General features: G+C 69.6%; 24 protein-coding genes. 13 read left to right on the forward strand and 11 right to left on the reverse strand.

The window, feature by feature from the left end; genetic code table 11:
• Positions 1 to 161 precede the first annotated feature (161 nt).
• A complete protein-coding gene (locus tag ACZ4M5_RS27300) occupies positions 162 to 1,502 on the forward strand; it encodes an epoxide hydrolase family protein (RefSeq protein ID WP_467740442.1) in 1,341 nt (446 codons plus the stop codon).
• Positions 1,503 to 1,758: 256 nt separating this feature from the next.
• Here the strand turns inward: ACZ4M5_RS27300 and ACZ4M5_RS27305 are convergent, their stop codons facing one another.
• Positions 1,759 to 2,457, reverse strand: a complete 699-nt coding sequence (locus ACZ4M5_RS27305) for an SDR family oxidoreductase (RefSeq protein WP_467740443.1) — start codon at positions 2,455 to 2,457, stop codon at positions 1,759 to 1,761.
• A 366-nt stretch (positions 2,458 to 2,823) separates the two neighbouring features.
• Between ACZ4M5_RS27305 and ACZ4M5_RS27310 the strand changes: the two genes are divergently transcribed.
• From ACZ4M5_RS27310 to ACZ4M5_RS27325, 4 genes are all read left to right on the forward strand, one after another.
• Complete coding sequence (locus ACZ4M5_RS27310; RefSeq protein ID WP_467740444.1) at positions 2,824 to 3,354, forward strand: winged helix-turn-helix transcriptional regulator; 531 nt, start codon at positions 2,824 to 2,826, stop codon at positions 3,352 to 3,354.
• Positions 3,351 to 3,806 (forward strand): acyl-CoA thioesterase, encoded by a 456-nt coding sequence (locus ACZ4M5_RS27315; RefSeq protein ID WP_467740445.1) that lies wholly within the window; start codon positions 3,351 to 3,353, stop codon positions 3,804 to 3,806. The genes ACZ4M5_RS27310 and ACZ4M5_RS27315 overlap by 4 nt, the downstream gene beginning before the upstream one ends.
• Positions 3,807 to 4,015: 209 nt before the next feature.
• A complete protein-coding gene (gene secY / locus ACZ4M5_RS27320; protein ID WP_467740446.1) occupies positions 4,016 to 5,323 on the forward strand; it encodes a preprotein translocase subunit SecY in 1,308 nt (435 codons plus the stop codon).
• Positions 5,324 to 5,557: 234 nt separating this feature from the next.
• A complete protein-coding gene (locus tag ACZ4M5_RS27325) occupies positions 5,558 to 6,214 on the forward strand; it encodes a mycothiol-dependent nitroreductase Rv2466c family protein (RefSeq protein WP_467740447.1) in 657 nt (218 codons plus the stop codon).
• 154 nt (positions 6,215 to 6,368) lie between these two features.
• Here ACZ4M5_RS27325 and ACZ4M5_RS27330 read toward each other — a convergent pair whose 3' ends face one another.
• The 5 genes from ACZ4M5_RS27330 to ACZ4M5_RS27350 form a co-directional block, all read right to left on the reverse strand.
• Positions 6,369 to 7,370 (reverse strand): D-cysteine desulfhydrase family protein, encoded by a 1,002-nt coding sequence (locus ACZ4M5_RS27330; protein WP_467740448.1) that lies wholly within the window; start codon positions 7,368 to 7,370, stop codon positions 6,369 to 6,371.
• 87 nt (positions 7,371 to 7,457) lie between these two features.
• A complete protein-coding gene (locus ACZ4M5_RS27335) occupies positions 7,458 to 9,395 on the reverse strand; it encodes an amylo-alpha-1,6-glucosidase (protein ID WP_467740449.1) in 1,938 nt (645 codons plus the stop codon).
• A complete protein-coding gene (locus ACZ4M5_RS27340) occupies positions 9,392 to 10,756 on the reverse strand; it encodes an MGH1-like glycoside hydrolase domain-containing protein (protein ID WP_467740450.1) in 1,365 nt (454 codons plus the stop codon). The genes ACZ4M5_RS27335 and ACZ4M5_RS27340 overlap by 4 nt, the downstream gene beginning before the upstream one ends.
• Positions 10,753 to 11,553, reverse strand: a complete 801-nt coding sequence (locus ACZ4M5_RS27345; protein WP_467740451.1) for a sugar phosphate isomerase/epimerase family protein — start codon at positions 11,551 to 11,553, stop codon at positions 10,753 to 10,755. The genes ACZ4M5_RS27340 and ACZ4M5_RS27345 overlap by 4 nt, the downstream gene beginning before the upstream one ends.
• 42 nt (positions 11,554 to 11,595) lie before the next feature.
• Complete coding sequence (locus ACZ4M5_RS27350; protein WP_467740452.1) at positions 11,596 to 12,642, reverse strand: zinc-dependent alcohol dehydrogenase; 1,047 nt, start codon at positions 12,640 to 12,642, stop codon at positions 11,596 to 11,598.
• A gap of 125 nt (positions 12,643 to 12,767) precedes the next feature.
• Between ACZ4M5_RS27350 and ACZ4M5_RS27355 the strand changes: the two genes are divergently transcribed.
• Genes ACZ4M5_RS27355 through ACZ4M5_RS27375 form a run of 5 tightly spaced genes read left to right on the forward strand, consistent with a single transcriptional unit; the run spans position 12,768 to position 18,245 of the window.
• A complete protein-coding gene (locus tag ACZ4M5_RS27355) occupies positions 12,768 to 14,171 on the forward strand; it encodes an ABC transporter substrate-binding protein (RefSeq protein WP_467740453.1) in 1,404 nt (467 codons plus the stop codon).
• Between the two features lie 30 nt (positions 14,172 to 14,201).
• Positions 14,202 to 15,221 carry a carbohydrate ABC transporter permease gene (locus ACZ4M5_RS27360; protein ID WP_467740454.1) on the forward strand — a complete coding sequence of 340 codons (1,020 nt, stop codon included), beginning with the start codon at positions 14,202 to 14,204 and terminating at the stop codon, positions 15,219 to 15,221.
• A complete protein-coding gene (locus ACZ4M5_RS27365) occupies positions 15,218 to 16,102 on the forward strand; it encodes a carbohydrate ABC transporter permease (protein ID WP_467740455.1) in 885 nt (294 codons plus the stop codon). The genes ACZ4M5_RS27360 and ACZ4M5_RS27365 overlap by 4 nt, the downstream gene beginning before the upstream one ends.
• A gap of 17 nt (positions 16,103 to 16,119) precedes the next feature.
• Positions 16,120 to 17,319: an ROK family protein gene (locus ACZ4M5_RS27370; RefSeq protein ID WP_467740456.1), complete on the forward strand. Its 1,200-nt coding sequence runs from the start codon at positions 16,120 to 16,122 to the stop codon at positions 17,317 to 17,319.
• Positions 17,320 to 17,351: 32 nt separating this feature from the next.
• Positions 17,352 to 18,245: a Gfo/Idh/MocA family protein gene (locus ACZ4M5_RS27375; protein ID WP_467740457.1), complete on the forward strand. Its 894-nt coding sequence runs from the start codon at positions 17,352 to 17,354 to the stop codon at positions 18,243 to 18,245.
• A gap of 110 nt (positions 18,246 to 18,355) precedes the next feature.
• Here the strand turns inward: ACZ4M5_RS27375 and ACZ4M5_RS27380 are convergent, their stop codons facing one another.
• The 5 genes from ACZ4M5_RS27380 to ACZ4M5_RS27400 form a co-directional block, all read right to left on the reverse strand.
• Positions 18,356 to 18,547, reverse strand: coding sequence for a hypothetical protein (locus ACZ4M5_RS27380; RefSeq protein WP_467740459.1), 192 nt, complete (start codon positions 18,545 to 18,547; stop codon positions 18,356 to 18,358).
• An 86-nt stretch (positions 18,548 to 18,633) separates the two neighbouring features.
• The gene (locus ACZ4M5_RS27385; protein WP_467740461.1) at positions 18,634 to 19,002 is read right to left on the reverse strand and encodes a DoxX family protein; all 369 of its coding nucleotides are present in this window, start codon (positions 19,000 to 19,002) and stop codon (positions 18,634 to 18,636) included.
• Between the two features lie 473 nt (positions 19,003 to 19,475).
• A complete protein-coding gene (locus ACZ4M5_RS27390) occupies positions 19,476 to 20,036 on the reverse strand; it encodes an NADPH-dependent FMN reductase (protein WP_467740463.1) in 561 nt (186 codons plus the stop codon).
• A 175-nt stretch (positions 20,037 to 20,211) separates the two neighbouring features.
• A complete protein-coding gene (locus tag ACZ4M5_RS27395) occupies positions 20,212 to 20,625 on the reverse strand; it encodes an SsgA family sporulation/cell division regulator (protein WP_467740465.1) in 414 nt (137 codons plus the stop codon).
• A 527-nt stretch (positions 20,626 to 21,152) separates the two neighbouring features.
• The gene (locus ACZ4M5_RS27400; protein WP_467740467.1) at positions 21,153 to 21,743 is read right to left on the reverse strand and encodes a TetR/AcrR family transcriptional regulator; all 591 of its coding nucleotides are present in this window, start codon (positions 21,741 to 21,743) and stop codon (positions 21,153 to 21,155) included.
• A gap of 175 nt (positions 21,744 to 21,918) precedes the next feature.
• Here ACZ4M5_RS27400 and ACZ4M5_RS27405 point away from each other — a divergent pair, with 175 nt between their 5' ends.
• The 3 genes from ACZ4M5_RS27405 to ACZ4M5_RS27415 all read left to right on the forward strand — a co-directional run bounded on the left by ACZ4M5_RS27405 (position 21,919) and on the right by ACZ4M5_RS27415 (position 24,670).
• Positions 21,919 to 22,548, forward strand: a complete 630-nt coding sequence (locus ACZ4M5_RS27405) for a cysteine hydrolase family protein (protein ID WP_467740469.1) — start codon at positions 21,919 to 21,921, stop codon at positions 22,546 to 22,548.
• Positions 22,545 to 24,122, forward strand: coding sequence for an aldehyde dehydrogenase (NADP(+)) (locus tag ACZ4M5_RS27410; protein ID WP_467740471.1), 1,578 nt, complete (start codon positions 22,545 to 22,547; stop codon positions 24,120 to 24,122). The genes ACZ4M5_RS27405 and ACZ4M5_RS27410 overlap by 4 nt, the downstream gene beginning before the upstream one ends.
• 62 nt (positions 24,123 to 24,184) lie before the next feature.
• Complete coding sequence (locus tag ACZ4M5_RS27415; protein WP_467740473.1) at positions 24,185 to 24,670, forward strand: lipocalin-like domain-containing protein; 486 nt, start codon at positions 24,185 to 24,187, stop codon at positions 24,668 to 24,670.
• The last annotated feature ends 207 nt before the right edge of the window (positions 24,671 to 24,877 follow it).

Consider the following 24,877-nt stretch of genomic DNA (forward strand, 5'->3'; position numbering starts at 1 on the left):
CGCCCCAAGCCGGTCGGCCCGATCCGGTGCGAAGAGCAGATCGACACGACCCCGAGGCCGGGGGAGTGCGTTCGCTCGTCTCCCATGCGGACCGAGTGCCCGATCCAGTCATTCCCATCGTGAGACGAAACGCGTTTCGCGAGTGAGCAGAGGAGTTCCCGATGAGCACAACCGAAGGCACCGGTCAGTACCACGCCGGCCGGCGCCGCTTCCTCGGAATCGCGGCAGGCGCCGTGGCCGCTACGCAGATCAGCCTGGGCGGCCAGGCCCACGCAGTGGCGGGAGGCGGGCTCGACGGTGCTGCGGCGAGCACGCCGAAGCCGGTCCCCGGGGTCCGTCCCTTCCGGATCAAGGTTCCGCAGCGAGACATCAACGAACTCCGGCGCCGGGTCAAGGCGACCCGCTGGCCCGACAGGGAGACGGTCGGCGATCGATCCCAGGGTGCTCAACTGGCCCGGCTGCGCCCGCTCGTCGAGTACTGGGGCAACGGTTACGACTGGCGCAAGGTCGAGGCCAGACTGAATGCCCTGCCGCAGTTCATCACCGAGATCGACGGTCTGGACATCCAGTTCGCCCACATTCGTTCACCCCACCCGAACGCCCTTCCGCTGCTCATGACGCACGGCTGGCCCGGCTCGATCATCGAGCTGTTGAAGGTCATCGGTCCACTGACCAACCCGACGGCCCACGGGGGACGGGCCGAGGACGCTTTCCACCTCGTCCTTCCGACGCTGCCCGGTTACGGCTTCTCGGAGAAGCCGACGACGACAGGGTGGAATCCCGCCCGGGTGGCGGGTGCGTTCCATGAGCTCATGCTTCGCCTCGGCTACGAGCGGTACGTCTCCCAGGGAGGCGACTGGGGTGCCATCATCTCGGAACTGCTGGCGGTCCAGCGCCCGGAAGGACTCCTGGGCATCCACATCAACATGCCCGGAACGGTGCCGCAGGACGTGCTCCGGCACCTTCGCAACTTCGACCCGGCGCCCCGCAGCCTCTCGGACCGCGAAAAGGTCGCCTACGACCGGCTGCTGCACTTCTACCGCGACGGCTTCGGCTACGCCGCGATGATGAACCAGAGTGCGCAGACCATCGGGTACGCCCTCGCCGACTCTCCGGTCGCGATGGCGGCGTACTACTACGACAAGTTCGCGGAGTGGACCGACTCCGGTGGCAAGCCGGAGAAGGTCCTGACCTACGACGAGATGCTCGACGCCATCTCGCTCTACTGGTTCACCAACACCGGAGCGTCCTCGTCGCGGCTGTACTGGGAGGGCGCGCAGGCGGGCGGTGGGCCCTTCGACGCCTTCGACATTCCTACCCTGCCCGTCGCGGTCACGGTGTTCCCGGGCGAGATCTACCGCGCGCCCCGCAGCTGGGGCGAGAAGGCCTTCGGCAATCTCGTGCACTGGAACGAAGTCGACAAGGGTGGCCACTTCGCCGCATGGGAGCAGCCGGAGCTGCTGTCGCGAGAGATCCGCACAGCCTTCAGGTCACTGCGTTAGCGGTCGCCCCGGGAAGGCGGGAGATGGCACGGGGCGCACGGTGGCCGCAGGACATGCCGAGCGCCCTGCCCATCCTGATGAGCCGGGCCATCGCCCCTTCCCCGGGAAGCGAAGGCGGGGCGAGCCGGCCGGGAGTGACGTGCAACGCCGGTCCGCGGGAGTGGCGTTGGGCCGCACGCGCCGGGCCCCTGTGGTCCGGGCGCCCGTCTGGTCCGGCTCATCCGGTGCCGTGCCCGCCCTTCGCGGAACTGTTCTGTCAGCGGTCCGATCGTTGGTCCACGGGCGACGAGAGAGCGGCCTTGGCGGCTCGGGTCTGCTCGTCGGCCAGGACTTCGAGCCGGTCGTGCTTCAGCGCGTCCATGGTCAAGGCGGCCACCAGCTCAGGACTGATCTTCGGGGCGTCGGTCCAGGCGCTGAGGTCCGTGTCCACGAACCCGGTGTGCACTCCGATCACGAGGGTGCCCTGTGCATGCAGGCCCTTGCGAAGAGCGTCTGTCAGGGACCACTGCGCGGCCTTGGAGGCCGCGTAACCGGGGAACTGGGGCTGACCGACCCAGGACGCCAGCGAGAGCATGTTGACGACCGCGCCCCCTCCCTTGCCGGCCAGAATGGGTGCGAAGGCCCGGGCCACCGCCCAGGTGCCGAAGTAGTTGACATCCATGGCCTGTCGGGCGCCGTCGAAAGGACCGGTCAGAAGCTGGGTGCCGGGCGCACCGACACCCGCGTTGTTGATGACGATGGACACGTCGTCCGCGATCTCCGCGGCAGCGGCGACGCTGGTCGCATCGGTGACGTCCAGGCGCAGCGGCACGACGTCGGGGTCCGTCACGGCGGCCGGGTTTCGCGCAGCCGCGTACACCTTCCCGGCCCCCTGGTCCAGCAGAGCCCGGGCGAAGGCGCGACCGATGCCGCGATTGGCTCCCGTCACCAGAGCGACTGCTCCCTTGATCTCCATGGTTCGTCCCCTTGATGCACGTTCGAACTGGACGTGCGCTCGACATGTGTTGACACCGGCCCCGACAGTGGAGTGCGGGTGTGGCCGGTGCCTTCGCCCGTTGTGGCCGGTATGAGCGGTGAGACTGGCGGCCGCGGTTCGGCCCCTAGGCATGTGGGCGCCGAATCTGCGTGGGCCAGGCTAACACCTGGATTTATATTCGCAAGTCAAGTACATGACGACAGTAGTCCCCTCCTGGACGAAGCGGAACCATCTGAATTGCAAAAGACAAGCCAAGGCGTACACTCAGGTGGCCTGAGAAGCGGGGAGACGTGCCGCCCCCGTACGACCGGGAGGTGGGTGTTGGCTGCCGAGCAGCATCGGTCCGTGAGCGGTGAGGACGAGCCGGCGTGTTCCATCGAGCGCAGTCTGCAGGTCCTCGGCGAACGCTGGTCTCTCCTCGTGCTCCGCGAGATCTTCGCCGGGAGGCACCGGTTCGCAGAGATGCAGACGTCTTTGGGTATCGCCTCCAATCTGCTCAGCGCCCGCCTCAAGTCGCTGGTCGCGGCAGGCGTCCTGTGCACGCGCACCTACCGGGAGCCGGGCAGCAGGCCGAGGCAGAGTTACCACTTGACCGAAGCCGGCCGTGAACTCAGGGTGGTGCTGGCGGCGCTCCAGCAGTGGGGCGACCGTCACCGCGCCCGGCCGTCCGGTCCCTCGGTGCTGCGCCGCGCGCGCGGCGACGGCCGTCGCGTCCACGTAGGTTTCGTCGACGATGACGGCCGGGCGGTCTCCCACACCGAGGTTCTCATGGTTCCCCATCCGCCGTTGCTCGCCGGTGAACACCTGGACGAGCCGCCCGTCGGCGGTGAAGGACTGGAAGCCGCATGCTCCGTACTGCCCGAAGGAACGTCATGACCGTAAGCGACCGGACCGCCGCCCCGACATCCGAGGGGGGCGCCCTGATACCACTGAGCATCCACTTCGACGACCTGGACGCGATGGGGATGCTGCACAACAGTCGCTACCAGGTGCTCGTGGAGCGGGCATGGGTGGCATTCTGGCAGGGGCACGGTCTGATCAGCGCCGGGCGGCCCACCGGGGACAGTTTCAACGTGGTCAAGGCGTTCAGCGTCGAACACGAGCGGCCGATCCTGATGCCCGGCGAGTACGCCGTGCACCTCTGGACGGAGAAGGTGGGAACCACTTCGGTGACCGCCGGTTTCCGAGTGTGCTCGGCCGACGGTGCCACGACGTACGCGCACGGCAGCCGGACCGCCGTTCGCATCGACGACACGACGATGCAGCCGACCCCGTGGTCCGCCGAGGTCCGCGCTCTCGCCCAGACGATCGCGCGGCCGTCTTCGTGAGGCCGTAAGCGGACGGGATGTTTCCCGCCGCTGACGGCAGCGCGGCACTGTACGGCCACCGTCGCCCCTGGTGGTCACCAGGACGGGCCGGTTGTGTCTCTTTCGTGCAGCATGGGCTCAAGGAGCCGTGAGCCGGCATCCACCGGCTGGGCATGCCGGGCCTTGCGTACGCCTTCCGTCTCTACCTGGTCTGCAAAAGAGGAACTGTCGTGCTCAATGCACTCACGCATGTGTTCAAGACTCCTGAGTTGCGTAAGAGGCTGCTTTTCACTCTGGGCATCATCGTGCTGTTCCGGCTCGGCTCCCACGTGCCGATCCCCGGGGTGAATTATCAGAAGGTCCAAGCCTGCGTCGATTCCGTATCCGAATCGGGTGGAATTCTCGGACTGGTCAACCTCTTCAGCGGCGGCGCACTCCTGCAGATCACCATTTTCGCGTTGGGCATCCTTCCCTACATCACGGCAAGTATCATCATCCAGCTGCTCACGGTGGTGATCCCGAGACTGGAGGCGCTGAAGAAGGAAGGTCCGTCCGGGCAGGCGAAGATCACTCAATACAGCCGGTATCTCACTGTCGCGCTCGCCGTTCTGCAGGGCACCGGTCTAGTGGCGACCGCCCGAAGCGGCGCCTTGTTCCCCAATTGCAGGGAAGCCTCGCAGATCGTGTCGGAGCGTTCCGTCTTCGCCACCGTGGTCATGGTCGTGACGATCACGGCCGGCACGGCCTGCGTCATGTGGCTGGGAGAACTCATCACGGAGCGCGGAGTCGGCAACGGGATGTCCATGCTGATCTTCCTGTCCATCGCCTCCACGCTTCCGGGGGCGCTGTGGGCCGTCAAGCAGGAGAGCACCATCGCCGGAGGCTGGCTCGCCTTCATCGTCGTCCTGCTGGTGGGGTTCGCCATGGTGGGCCTGGTCGTCTTCGTGGAGCAGGCGCAACGTCGTATCCCCGTTCAGTATGCGAAGCGGATGATCGGCCGTAAGGCTTACGGAGGCACTTCCACCTACATTCCGGTGAAGGTCAACCAGGCCGGTGTGATTCCGGTCATTTTCGCCTCCTCGCTCCTCTATATTCCTGCTCTGATCGCGCAGTTCGCCGGGTCGGGATCCGGGTGGTCGACGTGGATCAACAACAATCTCACCAGAGGGAATCACCCTTATTATGTTGCGGTCTACTTCCTCCTGATCGTCTTTTTCGCCTTCTTCTACGTGTCGATCACGTTCAACCCGGAAGAGATCGCGGGAAACATCAAGCAGGCCGGGGGGTTTGTTCCGGGCATCCGTGCCGGTAAGGCCACGGCGGAGTACCTGGGTTATGTGCTCAACAGGCTCACCTGGCCCGGATCGATCTACCTCGGACTGATCGCACTCGTGCCCACGGTGGCCCTCGGGAACTTCGGCAGCTCCAATCAGCTGACGGGGACCAGCATTCTGATCATCGTCAGTGTCGGGCTGGAGACGGTCAAGCAGATCAGCAGCAAGATCGAGCAGCACCGGTATGAGGGATTTCTGCGATAGGCGCGCGTACCCGGTGAAAGACTGCCGGCGCGCTGCGACGAACTGATAGCCGACCGGTCACCTATGGGGTAGTGTGAGGGGGTCATCCTCTCGGCCCAGCGGCGTGGAGTCGCTCATACGGCCGTCATGCGGGTGCAAGGGAACGGACCGCCCTGCCCGAACACCCTGCGAGGCCTTCGCCCGTTCCGGGCCCGGGCGACGAGAAACGTGCTGCAACAGCCCTTGGAGTTTGCCTTGAACACAGCCGAAACGACCTCCGCATCGCCCAGCACCGTGGAGTTCTGGTTCGATCCCGTATGTCCGTGGACCTGGCTGACCTCCCGCTGGATGCTGGAAGTGGCCGCGCTCCGGCCCGTCCGGGTGTCCTGGAACGTCATGAGTCTCTCCGTCCTGAACGAGAACCGGCTGGACGAGCTGCCGGAACGCATCCGCGTCCTGATGGGTGAGGCATGGGCACCCGTGAGGGTCCTGACCGCCGCGAGACTGCAGCACGGTCCCGAGGTGCTCGAGCCGCTCTACACCGCGCTCGGTACGCGCTACCACCTCCAGCAGCAGCCCAAGGACCGGGCGACGCTGGAGGCCGCCCTGCGGGAGGTGGGACTGCCCGTGGACCTTGCCGACGCGGGTGACGGGGACCGGTACGACGAGGAGCTGCGTGCCTCCCACCACAGGGGCATCACCCTGGTCGGCCAGGACGTCGGCAGCCCGATCATCGCCGTTCCCGGGCCCGATGAGGCCGGCGACCCGGTCGCGTTCTTCGGGCCCGTCGTGAGTCCCGCGCCCAAGGGAGCGGAGGCGGCTCGACTCTGGGACGGCGTGCTCGCCGCGGCTTCCACGCCGGGCTTCTACGAGATCAAGCGCACACGGGCCGGCGGCCCGGACTTCGGCTGATCCGCGCAGGTGCCGTTCGGGAGTCCGCGCAGCGCGCCCGTGCCGGACGCTCGGCGCACCGCCCGGTCACGGACGGTGCGCCGCCCGGGAGGACCCTCCTCCACCCGGCCCCGGCACCCGCACCCCTGCCGCCGGCCGGATGCACGCGCCGGCGTCAGTGAGTGTGAGTGACACTCCGCGCGGCGAGGTCCGCCGCGGTCGCCTCGAGTGCGCCGGAGTGCCCGAACAGGCCCGGCAGACCGCCGGTGTGCAGGAAGACGGTGCGCCGGCCGGGTGTGATGTCGCCGTCGGCCACGGCCGCAATGAGGCCGGCGACTGCCCTTCCCGTGTACACGGGGTCGAGCGCGATCCCCTCGGCGCGAGCGGTCCGGTTCATGGCGTCCATGACCGGTTCGGCCAGCGCGCCGTAACTCTCCCCGACCTGGTCCGTGCGCAGCCGCAACGAGTCCGGCGCGGGGGAGGCGCCGGACAACTCGGAGACCAGCGTGGCCACGGCTCCGGCGGGATCGCTCACCGCACCGCAGTGGACGCCGAGAACCCGCCGAGGGCCGAGGGCGTGCACAAGACCGGCCATGGTGCCACCGGACCCCACGGCGACGACCACGGTGTCCAGGCCGGGGTCCTGCATGAGCAACTCGTGACCACAGGAGGCGTAACCGCGGGCTCCCAGCGCGCTGGAGCCACCGAAGGGGATGACGGCCGGAAGGGCGCCCTCGGCCCGCAGACGTGAGGCGACCTCCTCGGCCGCGGCGGTGAGTGCCGGACCGTCGACGGCACCGGCCCACACGCAGGTCGCGCCGAACAGCGCGTCCAGAGCGAGGTTGCCCCGGGCCGCCGTGTCGGGAGTGCCCGCCAGCACCAGTACGGTCTCCAGGCCGAGACGCGCACCGGCGGCCGCGGTGAGCCGGGCGTGGTTGCTCTGGGGTGCGCCGGTGGTCACCAGGTGGGTGGCTCCCTCGGCGACCGCCGCACCGCACAGCCACTCGAGCTTGCGGATCTTGTTGCCGCCGCCGCCCAGCCCCACGAGGTCGTCGCGCTTGATCCACAGGTCTTCGGCGCCGAGACCGAGTGACTCGGCCAATCGCGGCATGGGCTCCAGTGGGGTCGGCCAGGTGCCGAGCCGGACGGGCCGAGCATCATCACGCAGAGAGGTCATGATCATATGATCGCTGCTTCGGTGCTCCTCGCGTACCCGCCGGCTGCGGCGACGGTCTCACGCGATCAGGACGAGGGGTCGTCTCGATCAGGACGAGGGGTCGTCTCGCTCCTGCTCCAGCGCTGTGCGCAGGGCCAGGGGGGTGGCGGCCGCCCACGCCTGCGGTGAGCAGGAGTGGGGGTACGGAACCGGACCCGCGGTGGCCGAGCGGGCGTAGCCGGCGAGGACTTCGGGCAGGCGGTATCCGTGCCCGGCCGCCGCTGCCACGAGCCCCTCGGCGAGCGTCCGCAGCTCATCGGTGAGCCCCTGACGGGCGAGCCCGAGGGCGATGATCGCGTTGTCGTGGGGCCAGGCACTGCCCCGGTGGTAGGAGAGCGGGTGGTAGGGCCGCTGGCCCGCGGCGAGGGTGCGGATCGCCCACCCGGAGAAGAAGTCCGGTTCCAGCAGCCGCCGGCCCACGCGCAGGGCGCGTTCCTCGTCGAGGATGCCCGACCACAGCAGATGACCGGCGTCGGAGGCCAGCGCGTCCACCTGACGGCCGCCGCCGTCCAGGGCGAGCGCCGGGAAGTCCTCGTCCTTCATCCAGAAGTCCGTCAGGAACCGCTCGCGCAGCCGGTGCGCGTGTTCTTCCAGGCTTCGCGCGTACAGCGTGTCGTTCCACAGGTGCCGGGCCAGGGCGGCGGTGCGCAGGAGCGCGTCGTAGGCGTAGCCCTGTGCTTCGCAGACGGCGATGGGCCCGTCGGCCTGGGTGCCGTCCCGGAAGCAGATGGCGCCGTCGGAGTCCTTCCAGTTCTGGTTGACCAGTCCACCGGGGTCGGGGCTGTAGACGAGGTAGCCGTGCTCGTCGAGGCCACCGTCGGTGAGCATCCAGTCGACGGCGCGCCGGGCGTGTGCCTCCAGGCGTATCGCGAGCGACGGGTCGCCGGTCTGCTCGTGGTGGGCGTGCAGCAGGACCAGGAAGAGCGGCGTGGCGTCGACGGCACCGTAGTAGCGGCCGTACGGGACCTGCTTGAAGTGGGCGAGTTCGCCGTGCCGCGTCTCGTGGACGATGCGTCCGGGCTGCTCGCCGCTGAAGGGGTCGTGGGTGCGGCCCTGAGCGGCGGCGAGCGCGCTCAGCACGGCGGCCGCCGTCGCGGGCCGGTACGGCAGCAGGAAGTACGACGTGAGCAGCGAGTCGCGGCCGAACAACGTGAGGAACCACGGGATGCCGGCGGCGGGGACACGCACCTCCTCCCCGTCGACGCCGGTGACGGGGATGGTCAGCAGGTCGAGGTCGGCGAGGCCCCGCTCGCAGGCGAGGCTCAGGTCGTCCGATCCCGGCGCCTTCGTGTCCGCCGCGGGCCGCGGGGTCTGCTCCGGGCCGGAGGTGGGAAGCGGCCGGCCATGGGGCCGGGCGCGGACCGTCAGGTGCAGGTCGGTCTCGCCGTGGGCGTCGAGGGGAAGGTGCCAGCTCAGCATCCGGGCGGTGGCCCGGGTACCGGATCGGGTGGGGGCGACCGCGTCGGGGGCGGGACGGCAGACCACCTCGGTGTCGGCGTGCCAGTCCCCTCTGTGGTAGGAGACGCGCAGGCCGTCGCCGGTGGCGTGGATCCCGTGCTCGGCGCCGGACTTCTCATATTTGCGGTCGTCGGCCCGGAGTTCGAAAAGGTCGGCGAAATCGGTGTCGACGGTGAGTTCGACACGGGCGGTCACCGCGTCCGGCCGGTTGCTGACCAGCCGCAGGTGTTCGATGAAGGTGCCCTCGGTGACGCTCTGCCGCCGGAAGACCGTGTAGGCCGGCGGATCGTCCCGGGTGCCCTCGGGGGTCAGTACGCAGACGGCCGTGTCGTCGCTCTCGGCGGTGGCGGGTACCAGGGCGACCGGGTCGGTGCCGTCGACGGTGAGCTGCCAGCGGCTGAGGTGCCGCGCGTCCTGGAAGAACAGTCCGTCGGGGGCCGTGCCTCGGCTTCCGGTGATCGACCCGTCGGCCGTCAGGCGCACGAACGTGGCGTCCCGGACCAGTTGCATGCGGGTGTCGGCGGTCATGGCCAAAGCTCCTCGTGTTCGGCGCAGAGCAGGTCGAGTGCGAGGGCGGCGGTCCAGGAGAAGTGCCGGGTGCCGCGCCCCTTGCCGGTGGCGGGGTCGATGTACTCGGCGAACCCGGAGTGCTTCGCCTGGTCGAGGAAGCCTGCGCGGATCCGCTCGGCGTCCGGTTGGAGGCCGTGGGTGCGCAGGCCCCGGTGGATCAGCCAGGCGGTGTTGAACCAGGCCGGCCCGCGCCAGTAGCGGTGCTGGTCGAAGGCGTGGCCGGTCAGGTCGTAGCTCGGGACCAGCTCCGTGGCCGGGGCGCTGAAGCGGCGGCCGACGAGCGTGGCGCGCAGGCGCCGGACCGTGTCCGCGGGCAGGTGCGGGACGAGGAGGGGGATCAGCCCGCTGACGCTGCTCTCGTCGACCAGGGCGTCGTCGTGCAGGTCGCGCACCCGGAACAGGCCGGCTTCCTCGTCCCACAGCCGCTCCACGAGCGTGCGGGTGAGACGGTCGGCCCGCCGGGTGTGCCGCTCGTGAGGCCGGCCCAGCTCGCGGGACATGGCGGCCAGGGCCAGTTCGCTGACGATCAGCAGCGCGTTGAAGGCCGGGTCCTCCATGGCGAAGGCATGGCGTGCGGCGCGGTCGTCGTAGCCCGCCGCGCGGTAGTCGGCGGCCAGGCGGACGTAACGGCCGTAGTCGAGGTCGGTGGGCCGGTCGGCAGGGTGGCCGTGGTGGAGGTCGGCGCGCCGGAAGGTGCTCGGGTCGGCGGGTTCGACGCGGGTGAGGGCCCGGTCCCAGCAGGGACTGTTGTCCATGCCGGGTTCCCAGGGGTGCACGACGGCGGCCAGCCCGTGCCCACCGAGGTCGCGACGGGTGAGCAGGTAGTCGTGCCAGGCCGTCAGACGTGGGTGGACCCGTTCGAGGAAGCCCCTGCGGCGGGACTCGGCCGGGTCGGCCAGGTGCACGAGCCAGGCCGCCAGGGCGTGCACCGGCGGCTGGACGATGCCCGAGGTCTGCGGGGCCGGCGGGGCACCGGCCGCCCGGCCGGCCCGGGAGGACTGCCAGAAGTCGGGGCTGGGGAAGTACGCGTCGGCGGCCACGGCCGGGTTGAAGACGATGTGCGGGATGCGCCCGTCGGCCCACTGCGCGGCCAGCAGGGATTCCAGTTCGCGCTGGGCCCGGCGGGCGGAGACGTGGCGCTGGCCGATGGCGATGAACGCCGAGTCCCAGCTCCACTGGTGGGGGTAGAGGGTGCGGGAGGGAACGGTGGAGGTACCGGTCCAGTTGTCGATGAGGACCCGCGCCGCGCCGCGCCGCAGTGTCAGGGCTGCGGACGCGGCGGGCACGGGCCGGTCGAGAAGGCCCTCGAGCGAGTTCACGCGCCGGACCTCTTGAGGAAGCCGGGGACGGAGCGGACGGCTTCGAGGGGGTCACCGGTCAGGCGGCACTCCAGGGCGAGATGGCCGTCGTACCCGATGGTGTGCAGGGCGCCGAGCCAGGCGGGCCAGTCGAGGTGGCCGGCGCCAGGCTGGAAGCGGTTGGAGTCGGAGACCTGGGCGTGGCCGATGACATCGGCGTGGGCGAGGATCGCCGCCGCCGGGTCGGTCTCCTCGATGTTCATGTGGTAGCTGTCGATGCCGATCCGCACCGAGTCCAGTCCGACGGCGCGGATCAGCTCGGCGGCCTGGTCCAGGCGGTTGACCATGTGGTCCTCGTAGCGGTTGAGCGGCTCCAGGAAGAGCGTGACCCCCTCCTTGCGGGCGTGTTCGCCCAGCTCGGTGAGGCCGGTGAGGAGCACCTCGCGGTCCTCCTCCTCGGTGCGCGGCGGCTCGAAGGGCGGCAGCCGTCGGGAGAACATGCCGTAGGAGGCGGGGGTCTGGGCGCCCACGCCGCCGATCTCGGCGATGACGGTGAGCTGTGACTTCATCTGGGCGACGGCGTCGCGGCGCAGGTCGTCGTCGAAGGCGCCGAGGAAGTGCAGCATGTCCACGCAGACGGTCGGCATGACCACCCCGTCCTCGCGGGCCTGGCGGAGCTCGTCGAGACGGGAGGCGAAGTGGAAGTCACCCTTGCCGCGCAGTTCGATGGCGTCGTAACCGGCCTGCTGGGCGAAGTCCCACTTGGCCTGGAGGGTGTCTCCGGGCAGGAGCTGTTCCTGGACCGCGGTCTTGAGCATGAGGGGGCCTTTCGTGAGGGGTGCGGTCTTGATCGTGCGGTCTCAGAACTCCAGGACCACCTGCAGGGCTTCGGCGGGGCGTTCGTCCAGCAGGACGTAGGCGTCGGCGGCGTCGGCGACCGGAACCACATGGCTCACCAGGGCCGACACGTCGACCTGGCCCTCGGCGACCAGGCGGAGGAAGGTCCGCTGGAGGCGATCGACGCTCCAGCGGTTCGACAGCTGCGGGGGCACACCGCCGATCTGGGAGCAGATCAGCTGCACGCGGTTGTGGTGGAACTCGTCGCCCAGGCGCAACCCGATGCCGTCGCCCTGGTAGAAGCCGGACGCCACCACCCGGCCGCCGACGGCGACCGAGCGCAGAGCCTCGTGCAGGGCGGGGTAGACACCGCTGATCTCGATGGCCAGGTCGGCGCCGAGGCCGTCGGTGGCCTCGCGGACCCGTTCGGCGACGGCGTCGTTGCGCGCGTTGAGAGTGTGATGGGCTCCGTAGCGCTTGGCGGTCTCCAGGCGGCCGTCGAGAGCGTCGACGGCGGTGACGCGGGCGCCGTTCAGCTGGGCGAGACGCGTGGTGAGCAGTCCGATGACGCCCTGGCCGAAGACGGCCACGTCCTCGCCGACATGGATGTCACCGGCCAGGACCGCGTTGTAGGCGATGGCGCCGACCCGGGCGAAGGCGCCGGCCAGTGGCTCCAGCCCGGCCGGCAGGGTGTGGCCGATCATGCGCTCGACGGGGACGATGCCCTCGCTGCGGTGGCCCCAGATGCCCCAGACCAAGTCGCCGGGGGAGGGCAGGCCCGGGGTGCCGGCCAACTCCGGAGACACCTCGAGGACCTCGCCGACCTCCGAGTAGCCCCAGCCGGCGACCGGGTACTCGATGCCGGCCGCGCCGTCGCGGAAGAGCCGTGCCTCGGGGTCCCAGGTCCGGGTCAGGTAGGGGTTGGTGCCGCGGTAGGCGGTGAGTTCCGTGCCCGCCGAGATCCCCGAGTAGCGGGTGCGGACTCGCAGGTGGCCGGGCGGCAGCTCGGCACTGATGTGCTCGGCCACCTCCACCTGACGGGGACCGGTGAATTGGACGACGCGTTCCACGGGGGGCTCCGGAAGGTTGCGAAACAGGTTGTGGCGACAATATCTCGAAGTTATGTCTTGTCAACACGCAAAACAGATGCTGTGATGCGTTCCTGATCGGCATAAGTGGGAGCGAAGGACATGCGATGCGCAACAGGACCCTGAGGTCGAGGACGGCCGCGGCCGGCATCACGGCAGCCCTGGGGATCGGGCTGCTGTCGGGCTGCGCGGGCAGCACCGGACCGGGCAAGCCGGACCGCGAGATCACCGTCTGGTCCCAGGAGAACCTCCCGGACCGTGTCGCGGCGACGCGGAAGGTCATCGACGGGTTCGAGAAGAAGACCGGGATCAAGGTCAACCTCGTCGGGGTCGACGAGGCGCAGATGCCCCAGTTGATCATGTCGGCGGCGGCCTCCGGGAAGCTGCCCGACGTCATCGGTGCGGCGCCGATGGGCCAGGTCTGGCAGATGTACAGCAACGGGCTGCTGAACACGGACATCCCGAAGCGGATCGTCGACGAGCTGGGCCGGAACACCTTCAACGCCAACGCACTGGAGCTGACCTCCGACGGCTCCACCAGCCTCGGAGTGCCCTCCGACGCCTGGCTCCAGTTGCTGGTCTACCGCAAGGACCAGCTGGAGAAGAAGGGCCTCGCCACCCCCGACACCTACGCCAGGACACTGGCCGCCGCCAAGGCGCTCACCACCAAGGGCCACGACGGCATCTCGGCCGCCACCGACCCCAGCGACGCCTTCACCTCCCAGAGCTTCGAGAGCATCGCCCTCGCCAACGACTGCCAACTGGTCGACGACCGGCACGACGTCGCCCTCGACTCCCCGCAGTGCGAGACCGCCTTCAAGACCTACGACCGGCTCACCCGCGACTACGGTGCTCCCGGAACCCAGACCGTGGACTCCACTCGCGCCAACTACTTCGCCGGCCAGTCCTCCATGATCATCTGGTCCTCGTTCCTGCTGGACGAGCTGGCCGGGCTGCGCAAGGACGCCCTGCCGAGCTGCCCCGAGTGCAAGAAGGACCCGCGGTACCTCTCGGACCACAGCGGCATCGTCACCGCCATGCGGGGGCCCGACGCGAAGGACGCGGCCCAGTTCGGTGAGATCACCTCCTGGGTCACCACCAAGACCGCCGAGACCGCGGCGTCGCGACAGTTCATCGAGTACATGATGGGCACCGGCTACGAGTCCTGGATCGGTCTGGCGCCCGAAGGCAAGATCCCCGTCCGCAAGGGCACGGCAGCCGACCCCGAGCGCTATGTCGAGGCCTGGCGCCACAGCGACATCGGCGTGGACACCCGCAAGCCGTTCGACGAGGTCTTCCCCGAGAGCCTGCTGGACCAGCTGGCCGACGGCGTCAGCAACATGCGCCGCTGGGGCATCACCCAGGGCGAGGGCGCACTGGTCGGCGCCACCAACGGCGAACTGCCCGTCCCCAAGGCCATCGGCGCGATGTCCGGCGGGCAGACCACACCCTCGCAGGCCGCGCACGAGGCCGACGAAGAGGTCGCCGCCCTGAAGAAGTCCCTGCAGTAGCCGCCCATCTGCACCTCACGAAGGTCCCTCATGACTACAGCCCCAGCCGGCGCACCGCAGCGCCGGGACACCGACCCCCGGTCCGCGGCGCGCTCCGCGCCCGCGGCCCGGCGTCCGATGACCGCCAGCCGCCGCGAGAACCGTGCGGGCATCGCGTTCGTCTCACCCACCTTCCTCGTGGTCCTCGTGGTGGTGGTGCTGCCCATCGCCTGGACCGTGCTGCTCGCCTTCCAGAAGGCCAAGCTCGTCGACATCCAGGGCATGGGCCTGCTCGGCAACTGGTCCCTGGACAACTTCACGCAGGTCTTCGACTCGGCCGGCTTCTGGTCCAGCCTCTGGACCACCCTGCTCTACACGGCGGGCGCCACCTTCGGCTCCATCGCCCTGGGCCTGATCGCCGCGCTGGCGCTGCGCAAGCCCTTCCGGGGACGCGGACTGCTGCGCGCGGCCATGCTGCTGCCCTACTGCGCGCCCGTCGTGGCCGTCGCCTTCGTCTGGGAGGTCGCGCTCAGCCCGCAGTACGGCATCGTCAACGACTGGGGGCGGCGCCTGTTCGGCTGGGACGACCCGATCGCCTTCCTGTCCACCCGCGCGTACGACGTGCACCTGCTGGGCCTGCACTTCGACATCCCGCTGGCGCTGCTGACCGTCATCGCCTTCGAGACCTGGCGCTACTTCCCGTTCGCCTTCCTGTTCATCCTGGCCCGGCTGCAAGCGGTACCCGACGGCCTGGAGGAGGCGGCGCTGGTCGACGGCGCCACCCCCACCCAGCGCTTCCGGCACATCCTGCTGCCCCAGCTGATGCCCGTCATCGCCCTGCTGTCCGTGCTGCGATTCATCCTCACCTTCAACAAGTTCGACGACGTCTACCTGCTCACGGGGGGCGGCGCGGGCACCGACGTGGCCGCCGTGCGCGTCTACGACTTCCTCACCGCCCGCTACGACGTCGGAGCCGCAGCCGCCCAGGCACTCGTCCTGGCCGCCTGTCTGGTGATCCTGCTGGGCCTCTACTTCAAGTTCTTCGGCAACAAGGTCCAGGAGGAAGCGTGACCCGCAAGACGGCCCTGACCCGGGCCCGGTTCGAGGACAGGTTCTTCGGTGTCCTGCGCTGGTTCGTCATCGCGTTCCTCGTAGTGATCACCGTGCTGCCCTTCTACTACATGGTGCTGCTGTCGCTGAAGCCCATCGACGCGCTCCTGCTCGACCCCGGCTCCCTGTGGATCTCGGCGAAGGACTTCACCCTCACCACCTACCAGGACGTCCTGCGTTCCACCGAGGACGGCGGACAGGGCTTCCTGAACTTCCTGCTCAACTCGGCGCTGGTGTCGCTGGGAACCGTGATCCTCACCCTCATCGCCGCCGTGCCCGGCGCCTACGCCGTCAGCCGGCTGAAGTTCTTCGGGCACCGCCAGATCAGTGCGATCTTCCTGGCCGTGTACCTCTTCCCGACGACGCTGCTGGCCGTCCCGCTCTTCGTCGTCTTCGCCAAGATCGGACTGTCCTCGAGCCTGGTCGGCCTGGCCATCGTCTACGTCGCCCAGACCGTGCCCGTGACGATCTACATGCTGAAGAACTACCTCGTCACCATCCCCGCCTCCATCGAGGAGGCCGCGGCGCTCGACGGAGCCTCCAGGCTGCAGACCCTGCGCAAGGTGATCCTGCCGCTCGCCCTGCCGTCGCTGATGGCGACGGGCCTGTACGTCTTCATGATCGCCTGGAACGAGTTCCTCTTCGCCCTGCTGTTCCTCGCCGCCGACCCGGACAAGTGGACCGTCTCCTTGGGACTGGCCCAGCTGTCCAACGGGATCGAGGTGCCCAAGACCGTCCTCATGGCCGGTTCGGTGGTGCTGACGATCCCCGTGGTACTGCTGTTCTTCGCCGCCGAACGCCTCCTGACCGAGGGCCTGACCAGCGGCGCCGACAAGAGCTGAGCCGTGAGGAAGAGCCGATGACATCGAATCAGGTCAGCGCGGGCGGGCTGCTCCAGCTCATCCGCAGCGGCCGGGCCAACACCCGCGCCGACCTCCAGCGTGCCACCGGGCTCTCCCGCTCCACCGTCGGACAGCGTCTCGACCTGCTCAACCGGGCCGGCTGGCTGCGCCACACCACCGGCACCTCCACAGGCGGCCGGCCCTGTGACCAGATCGAGTTCGACCCCGGCCACGCGTCCGTCATCGCGGTCGACCTGGAGACCCGGCACGCCCGCGCGGCGGTCCTGGACCTCGCGGGGAACGTCCTGGCCGAGCACACCGGAGACCTCGACATCGCCCGGGGCCCCGAAGAGGTCCTCGACCGGGTGGCCGGCCGGCTGCCCGACCTGATCCGGGCGGCCGGCACCACCCCGGCCGCCGTCTGCGGCATCGGTCTGTCCGTGCCGGGCCCCGTCCACTGGGAGACGGGCCGCGTCGTGCAGCCGCCCATCATGCCCGGCTGGGACCAGTACCCCATCCGCGAGCGTCTGCAGGAGACATACGCCCAGCACGTGGGCGACAGCGCGGAACCGGGACCGGTGCCCGTCTTCGTCGACAACGACGCCAATCTCATGGCGCTGGCCGAGCAGCAGGCCAACCACCGCGACTGCGGCTCCTTCGTCCTGGTCAAGGTCTCCACCGGCATCGGAGCCGGTGTCATGATCGGCGACGAGGTGTACCGGGGCATCGACGGAGGCGCCGGCGACATCGGGCACATCCGCATGCACGATCATTCCGACGCGCTGTGCATGTGCGGCTCCCACGGCTGCCTGGCCGCGGTCGCGAGCGGCCGGGCCCTTGCACGGGCCCTGTCCGAACGGGGCTTGCCGACCGCTTCGGGCTCCGACGTCCGACGCCTGCTCGCCGACGGCAACCCCGAGGCGATCCAGCTCGCCCAGCAGGCCGGACGCCTGGTCGGCGCCGTGCTGGCGACCGTCGTCACCCTCCTCAACCCCGGCGTTCTCATGATCGCCGGAGACCTCGCCGGCCTGCCGTTCAACAGCGGCGTGCGCGAGGTCCTCTACCAGCGGGCCATGCCGCGCACCACCGCCAACCTCAGCATCGTCTCCTCGCGACTCGGCGACCGCGCGGGCCTCGTGGGCGCAGCCGCCATGGTCGTCAGGTTGCTCTACTCCCCGGAACACGCCGACGAGCGACTCACCCGACTCGCACCGTGACCTCGCCACCCGAAGCCAAGAAGGAATCAGCCGTGACGACCGACAACTCGCCCTGGACCCACCGCCCCGTCGAGGTGGGCCTGGTGGGTGCCGGACCTTGGGCACGTGCCATGCACGCCCGTGTCCTCGCGACCGGCCCCGAGACGCGGCTGGCCGCCGTCTGGGCCCGCCGTTCCGACGCGGCGCGGGAGACCGCGGCGCCCTACGCGGCGCATGTGGCGGCGAGCTTCGACGACATGCTGGAGCACTGCGAAGCCGTGGCCTTCGCTGTGCCGCCCGCCGTTCAGGCCGAGTTGGCCCCCCTGGCCGCGAAGGCGGGCAAGGCCGTCCTGCTGGAGAAGCCCCTCGGTCCCGATCTGGACTCCGCCCGGCGCGTGGCGGACGCCGTGGCCGAGGCGGGCGTGGTGTCCCAGTTCGTCCTCACCAAGCGCTACCACCCCACGACGCGCGCCTTCCTGGAGGCCGCACGCAACGCCGACGTCTCCGGTGCCCGCTCCTGCTACCTCCACGGAGCCTTCCTCGGCGGCGAGATGGCCACCGGCTGGCGCCTGGAACACGGCGCCCTCCTCGACCTCGGACCGCATCTGATCGACCTCCTCGACACCGCGGTCGGGCCCATCGCCACCATCCGCGCCACCGGCGATCCGCGCCGATGGGTCGAGCTGACCTGCGAACACACCAACGGTGCCGTGAGCCAGGCCTCGCTGTCCGGGTCCGTCAACGTGGAGCGGGCCATCACCCGGGTCGAACTCTTCGGCCCCGCACAGCCCGTGGTGTACGACACGGCCGGGATCGACCACGAGGAGTGCTGGCCGATCCTGCGCCGCGAGTTCGCCACCGCCGTCCGCTCCGGGACGTCCGCCGAGCTGGACGCGCAATACGGACTGCGCCTGCAGGGGCTGCTGGACGGCATCGTGTTCGCCTGAGGTCCCCGGCCATCAGCTCCGCCCGCCACCGTGAGCGAGGATCACGGTGGCGGGCGGTTCCAGCCACGGACGGGTGCAGGCGCACTCGGTGTCCCGCCTGACTCCGCCGCTCACCCGGTCGGGCGGGCGCAGCCGGTGCGTCTCATCCACTGGCCCGTTCCAGCAGCTCGGCCGTCGACCAGCAGCGAGTCGTACGAAATGAAGGGGGAGCGGGTCCACCTGGCGTCGACGCTCGCCCGCAATGAGGCGAGGCAGTGGAAGAACACCTCTTTGATCAGCGCGTACGCGCGAAAAGGACGCACGCGCGATGGCGTACGCCCCTTCCGGAACAGCTCCGGCTTCGTGGCGGGCTCGAGTGACGGCTGTCAGGCCCGCGAATCCGAGACGGTCACTGCGAGGCGGCCAGGGTGACGCCCGCCGCCACGGCCACGAGGGAGAACAGAACAGGGGCGGTCGCGGCACCACGTGACGCGGCGTCCGCGTAGTCGCCCCACTTCACGTGGTACCCGATCGCACCCAGCATCACGACGAGCATGCCGGCAGCGGCGGCGATGCCCAGCGGCTGCCACCAGATGCCCGCGACGAGTCCTATCCCCGCGGCCACCTCGGACACGCCGATGAGCCGGACGAGACCGGAGCTGAGGCCCTTGGCCATGAGTTCGTCCGGCACACTGCCCTTGAGCTGCGCCTTCGGTGCGCCCGCGGCGAGAGAGGCAAGGGCGAGGAGAACGCTGAGGATGACAGCGGCGATGTACACGGTGGTCCTTTGTCGATGAAGTCGAACGGCTGAGGTGGCCGCGTCGGGTGTGAAGGCGTTCGCCCGGGAGGGGCGGGCTGTCCGGTGCAGCCCACGGGCTGTGGTCACAGTGGTGTGCGGTGTCGATGCCCGTTCCTGCCGGAGCGGGCGCTGCGCCGGATCCCTTCCCGGCCGTGTGGGACCTGGCGGCGGAGCGGGCGGCACGCTGCCGGCGCAGGATGCGGATGGCGTGACGGTCCCGATGTTGCACCCGCCGGCAAGTGCGCCGGCGGAATCTCACGGCCGGTCAAGGCATGCCCAGCCTTGACCGAACAGCGGAGCGGGCGGGCCGGCCTCCCGGGCTGAACGGCTGTGCCCTCGACGTCCCTTTCCCGCACCGCGGGAGGGCCGTCCTCGTGAGACGGCCCTCCCCACCCGGATGTGCGGGGAAACGCGTCCCGCCTGCCGCCGGGCTTCGGCATTCGATGGAGCCGTCAGGCGGCACGCAGCGGGGCGAGGGCCTTGCTCCAGGCCACGACCTGGTCCAGGGTGGCGCCCAGGGCGTCGACCTGGTGGTCGCCCGGCTTGAGAACGCTGAAGTTCTCGAAGTCGTGGAACAGCGACAGCCCGACCTGGGCGCGCACGTCGGCCATCTGCAGTTCGCCGGCAATGAGACGGAGGTGCTCGACCGCGCGGGCACCGCCCATGGCGCCGTAGCTGACGAACCCGACCGCCTTGTTGTTCCACTCCGCGAAGAGGTAGTCGATCGCGTTCTTCAGCACGCCGGACGTCGAGTGGTTGTACTCGGGCGTCACCATGATGAAGCCGTCGAAGGAAGCGATCTTGCGCGCCCACTCCTGGGTGTGCGGCTGGGAGTACTGGCCCATCGACGGCGGAAGGGCCTCGTCGAGGTGCGGAAGCTTGTAGTCGAGCAGGTCGACGAGCTCGTACTCGGCGTCGCCGCGCTTGGCAGCGACGTCGAGCACCCAGCGGGCCACAGCCTCGCCGTTACGGCCGGGACGGGTGCTGCCGAGGATAATGCCGATCTTGGTCATGCTGAGCCCTTCTTGAAGTTCATCCCGAGAACCGCACGAGATGTAGTTGCTGCGACAAGTAACCTACCAGAATCACTTGCGCAGTCAAGTAAAGCGTTGAGAAGGCAGCCGCCCCGGCGTACGGGAGGGGCATCCCGTGCATCCGAACCAGGTGCTCGATCGTCGCCGGGACGGGTCACACCACCCCGTCGTCCCGTCGTTGCATGCCCAGCCAGGAGGCCAGGGCGTCGTCGAGGTGCGGCTCGGTGCTCTCGGTGCCGGCCGCGACCCTCTCCAGGGTCCGGTCCAGGAACGCGTGCAGACAGGCGGCCCGTACCGTCAGGGCGGTGGTCCCTCCCGGTGAGCTCACCCGGATCCGTACGGCACCCCGGCCGATCCCCAGGCGTCGTGGCCTGCGCGGTACGGGCCACACCTGTACATCCGCGAGTCCGGCCGGCCTGGACAGGCCTTCCGTCAGCAGATCTCTGGCGAACACCCATTGCACCGGCGGTGTCACACCCGTCTCCACCATCATCCGCACCGCGTAGGGATCGGCGGCGGTGTAGCGGAAAGCGATGGTGACCGGCACGGTGACCGGCCCTTCCAGCATCGCGGATCCCTCGCACCGGCAGGACACGTCGGGTTCCGGTGCGGGAGCTGGTCCGATACCGGGGGAGGCGTGATGGCTCATGGAGCGCTCGTCTCGCTTTCGTCGCAGTGCCGGACGGATGTGCCTGGCGCGTGAAGCCCGCGCCGATGCCCCGGGGCCTGTTCGGTGGATCCGTAGACGACATCGAAAACAGATGACCGGTCGACTTAATTCCTGCGCGTCAGGGGATACGACAGGTTCAGCAGGCGAGGGAGGGGCATGGGAGCACTCACATGTGGTCGCCGTGGGGCGCCGCATGTGGAGGGGTGCCGGACGGCGGCGGCACGAACCGAACTCGGCCGCGGACAACCACCCGGCCGCAGGTGGTACCGCGTCCGTGCCGATCCGGCGCTGAAAGGGGAGTGTGTCTGCGCCGACCCGCCCCTGAAGGGGGTAGCGCCGATCGCGCGCCCGCGTGGACAGGCGCAAGGCGCTTCGGGGCAGCGGTCGTGCGCCCCGGGGGTCGGCCTCGCCCACGGACGCCTTCGTCAGGCGTCGGCTGATACGTCGCGGGCGGTGCGGTGCACGAGCTGCTCGGCGACGGTTTCCAGTACCTCGTCGGAGAACGTCTTGTCGGCCACCGCCCGGGAGATGAGCACGGCGCCGACCAGCGCGCTGAGTGTCAGCATGGCCTCGGGTCCGGCGTCCGTGCTGTCGTCGTCCAGGCCTGCGATCAGGTCCAGGTAGGTGCGGACCTGCTTCTCGTAGGCCTGCTTGACGTCCCGCTCACCGCGTGCGGCGGCGGCGCCCAGTGTGACCAGGGCGCATCCGGTGGCCGGTCCGTCCCGGTGCTGCTTGGCGAGGTAGGCGTCGATGAGGCCGGCTCGTGCGTTCTGCTCGTTCCGGCGCGCCGAGCGCTCCATCTTGGCCGTTCCCTCGGCCAGGGCGAATGCGGCGGCCTGGTTGATCAGGTCGTCCCGGGAGTCGAAGTGCTTGTAGAAGCCGCCGTGCGTCAGGCCGGCCTCGTTCATGAGTTCCGCGACGCCGGGTCGATCGACGCCGTCCTCGCGGATCCGGCGCGACGTGATCCGCAGTACCCGTTCGCGGGTCGCCGCCTTCTCCGCCTGCGAGTGACCCATGACGATCCTGCCTTTCGTGCGGCGGCGCAGCGGGGGGACTGCGCATCTGGATGACACGCATCATACACCTTTGCCCTTGATGGGCGGATTGCAGATGCCCTCGATTGACTTTGAGGATGATGAGCGTAATCCTGAATCAGGATGATGTCAGTAATCCTGAACCGGATCGGACGCCATGACCCACACCTATGACCCACGCCACACGGCCGTACTGCTGGTCGATCCCTTCAACGACTTCCTGTCCGAGGGCGGCAAGATCTGGCCGCGCCTCGAACCCCTGGCGGAGAAGATCGGCCTGCTCGATCACCTCCGCGCCGTCGTCACCACCGCACGCGAGACCGGCACGCGCCTCGTCTTCGTCCCGCACCGCCGCTGGGAAAAGGGCGACTACGAGACGTGGAGCCACCCCAACCCCACCCAGCTCGGCATCATGGAGCGTCACACCTTCGCCCGCGGCACCTGGGGCGGGGAGTTCCACCCCGACTTCCAGCCGCAGCCCGGCGAGATCGTCGTCGCGGAGCACTGGGCGCAGAGCGGCTTCGCCAACACGGACCTGGACTTCCAGCTCAAGCAGCACGAGATCACGCACGTCGTGCTCATCGGCCTGCTGGCGAACACCTGCATCGAGTCCACCGGCCGCTTCGCCATGGAACTCGGCTACCACGTGACGCTGGTGCGCGACGCCACCGCCGCCTTCCTGCCCGAAATGATGCACGCCGCCCACGAGTTGAACGGGCCGACCTACGCCCACGCCATCACCACCACCGACGAGCTCATCGCCGCGTTCGAAGGAGCAAGCGCATGACACTGACCGGAGACCTGCTCATCGGCGGAGGCCGTGTGCCCGCCACCGCGGGCACGATGAAGGCGTTCAACCCCGCCACCGGAGAGCTCATCGAGCCCGAGTTCGCCTTCGGCGGACCCGCCGAGGTGGACCGTGCCCTGCGCCTCGCGGACGAGGCGTACGACACCTACAGCCGCACCGGACTGGAAGAGCGAGCGGCGTTCCTCGAACTCATCGCGGACAAGCTCGAGGCGGCCAAGGAGGAACTCGCGGCGCGGACCTCACTGGAGACCGGGCTGCCCGCCGCGCAGTTCGAGGGTGAGGCCGTGCGCAGCGCCGGAGTTTTCCGCAAGTTCGCCGCCGTCGTCCGCCAAGGACGCTTTCTCCAGGCGGCCATCGACCCCGCGCAACCGGATCGGCAGCCGACCCCGCGCCAGGACCACCGGCTGCAGAAGGTGGCCCTCGGCCCCGTGGTGATCTTCGGCGCCAGCAACTTCCCGATCTCCTACTCCGTGGCCGGCGGTGACACCGCCTCAGCTCTGGCAGCGGGCTGCCCCGTCGTCCTCAAGGCCCACAACGCCCACCCGGGGGCCGCCGAGATCGAAGGCCGCATCATTCAGGACGCCGTCGCCGAATCCGGCCTGCACCCCGGCGTGTTCTCCCTGGTACGCGGCCCGGGCAACGAGATCGGCGAAGCGCTCGTGGACCACCCGCTCGTCAAGGCGGTCACCTTCACCGGGTCCGAGGCCGGCGGCATGGCCCTGTACCGCCGCGCCCAGCAGCGCCCGGACCCCATTCCGGTCTTCACCGAGATGACCAGCGTCAACCCGACGTTCGTCCTGCCCGCCGCCCTCGCGGCCCGCGCCGCCGAGATCGGCACCGGCCTGGTGCAGCGCGGCATGTACAACGTCGGCCAGGCCTGCCTCAAGCCCGCGATCCTCCTCGCCGTCGAGGGGCCCGGCTACGCCGAACTGCGCGACGCGGCCGTCGCCGAGGTGGAGAAGTGGGCCGCACGCCCCATGCTCACCCCCGGCATACACGACGCCTACACGCACAACGCCCAGCGCCACGAGGACAACGGCGCCATCCGGCTCGGTCAAGGAGCCGGCCCCGTCGGAGAGGCGGACGGGCAGGCTCTTCTGCTGGAGGTCACAGGGCAGCAGCTGCTCGCCGAACCGACCCTGCGCGAGGAGGTCTTCGGTCCCGCCCTCCTGCTGGTGAGGGTCGCCGATACGGAGGAACTGCTCGAAGCGGCCCGGGCTTTCCGCGGACAGCTCTCGGCCACCCTCCACGCCGACAGCGCCGACCGTCCCGTCGCCGAACGACTCCTGCCGATCCTGGAACGCCGTACCGGGCGGATCGTGTTCAACGCCTTCTCGATTCCCCAGGAGGTCTCGTACGCGTCCACCCACGGCGGCCCCTTCCCGGCCACCTCCGACAGCCGCTTCACCTCGGTCGGCATGGGGGCGATCGACCGTTTCATCCGTCCGGTCACCTACCAGAACTTCCCGGACGACCTCCTGCCGCAGTCGTTGCGCGAGGACAACCCCCTCGGCCTCTGGCGTCTGGTCGACGGAGAACTCACCCGACGCTGACCCCGGCACGGGTCCCGCCCCTGAGGGCGGGACCCGCCCCTCCGTGAGAACTGGAGCACTCCATGACCGCAAGGAACCCGGCCGCCGAAGACGACGAGCGTCGGGCGCGCGAGGACGTCCGCATGAACTTGCTCGGCGCGTGGCAGCTCGTCTCGTACACGGCCCACGGCGCCGACGGGGAGGTCATCCACCCTCTCGGGCGCACCCCGTACGGCTTGATCGTCTACACCCCGGAGGGGTACATGTCGGCCCAGTTGGGACGCGGAGACCGGCTCCCGCTGAGCACGCCACGGCTGGAGGAGGCCACCCCCGACGAGCTCGCCGGGGCGGCCGCCGCATACGTGGCCTACGGCGGGCCGTTCGAGGTGGTCGATCGGCACACGGTGGAGCACCACGTCACCACGAGTCTTTTCCCGAACTGGATCGGACGGACCCAGGTGCGCACGGTGCGGTTCGCCGGCTCGTTCCTGCGACTCGGCGTCAGCACTCCGACGCGCATCTGGGGTGCCGAACGTACGGCCGAGCTGACCTGGAACCGGCTCGTCTGACGAGCAGTCCACTCGAAGGTCTCAGGTGAGCGTCCTGGCCGGCCCCGGCCGCCGCCGTCCTCCTCGAACGAGCCGGCGCCGGCCCGGGCGGCCACAGAGGTGATCGGAACTCCGGTCGCGGCCGGTACCACGGCTCGGCCCCGGCTGTCCCGGTCCCAACGTCGCGTCGCCCGGTGCCGTCACCTCCGCACGAGGACGCGTCGGCGT

The organism is Streptomyces sp. NPDC026246 (genome assembly GCF_055567995.1).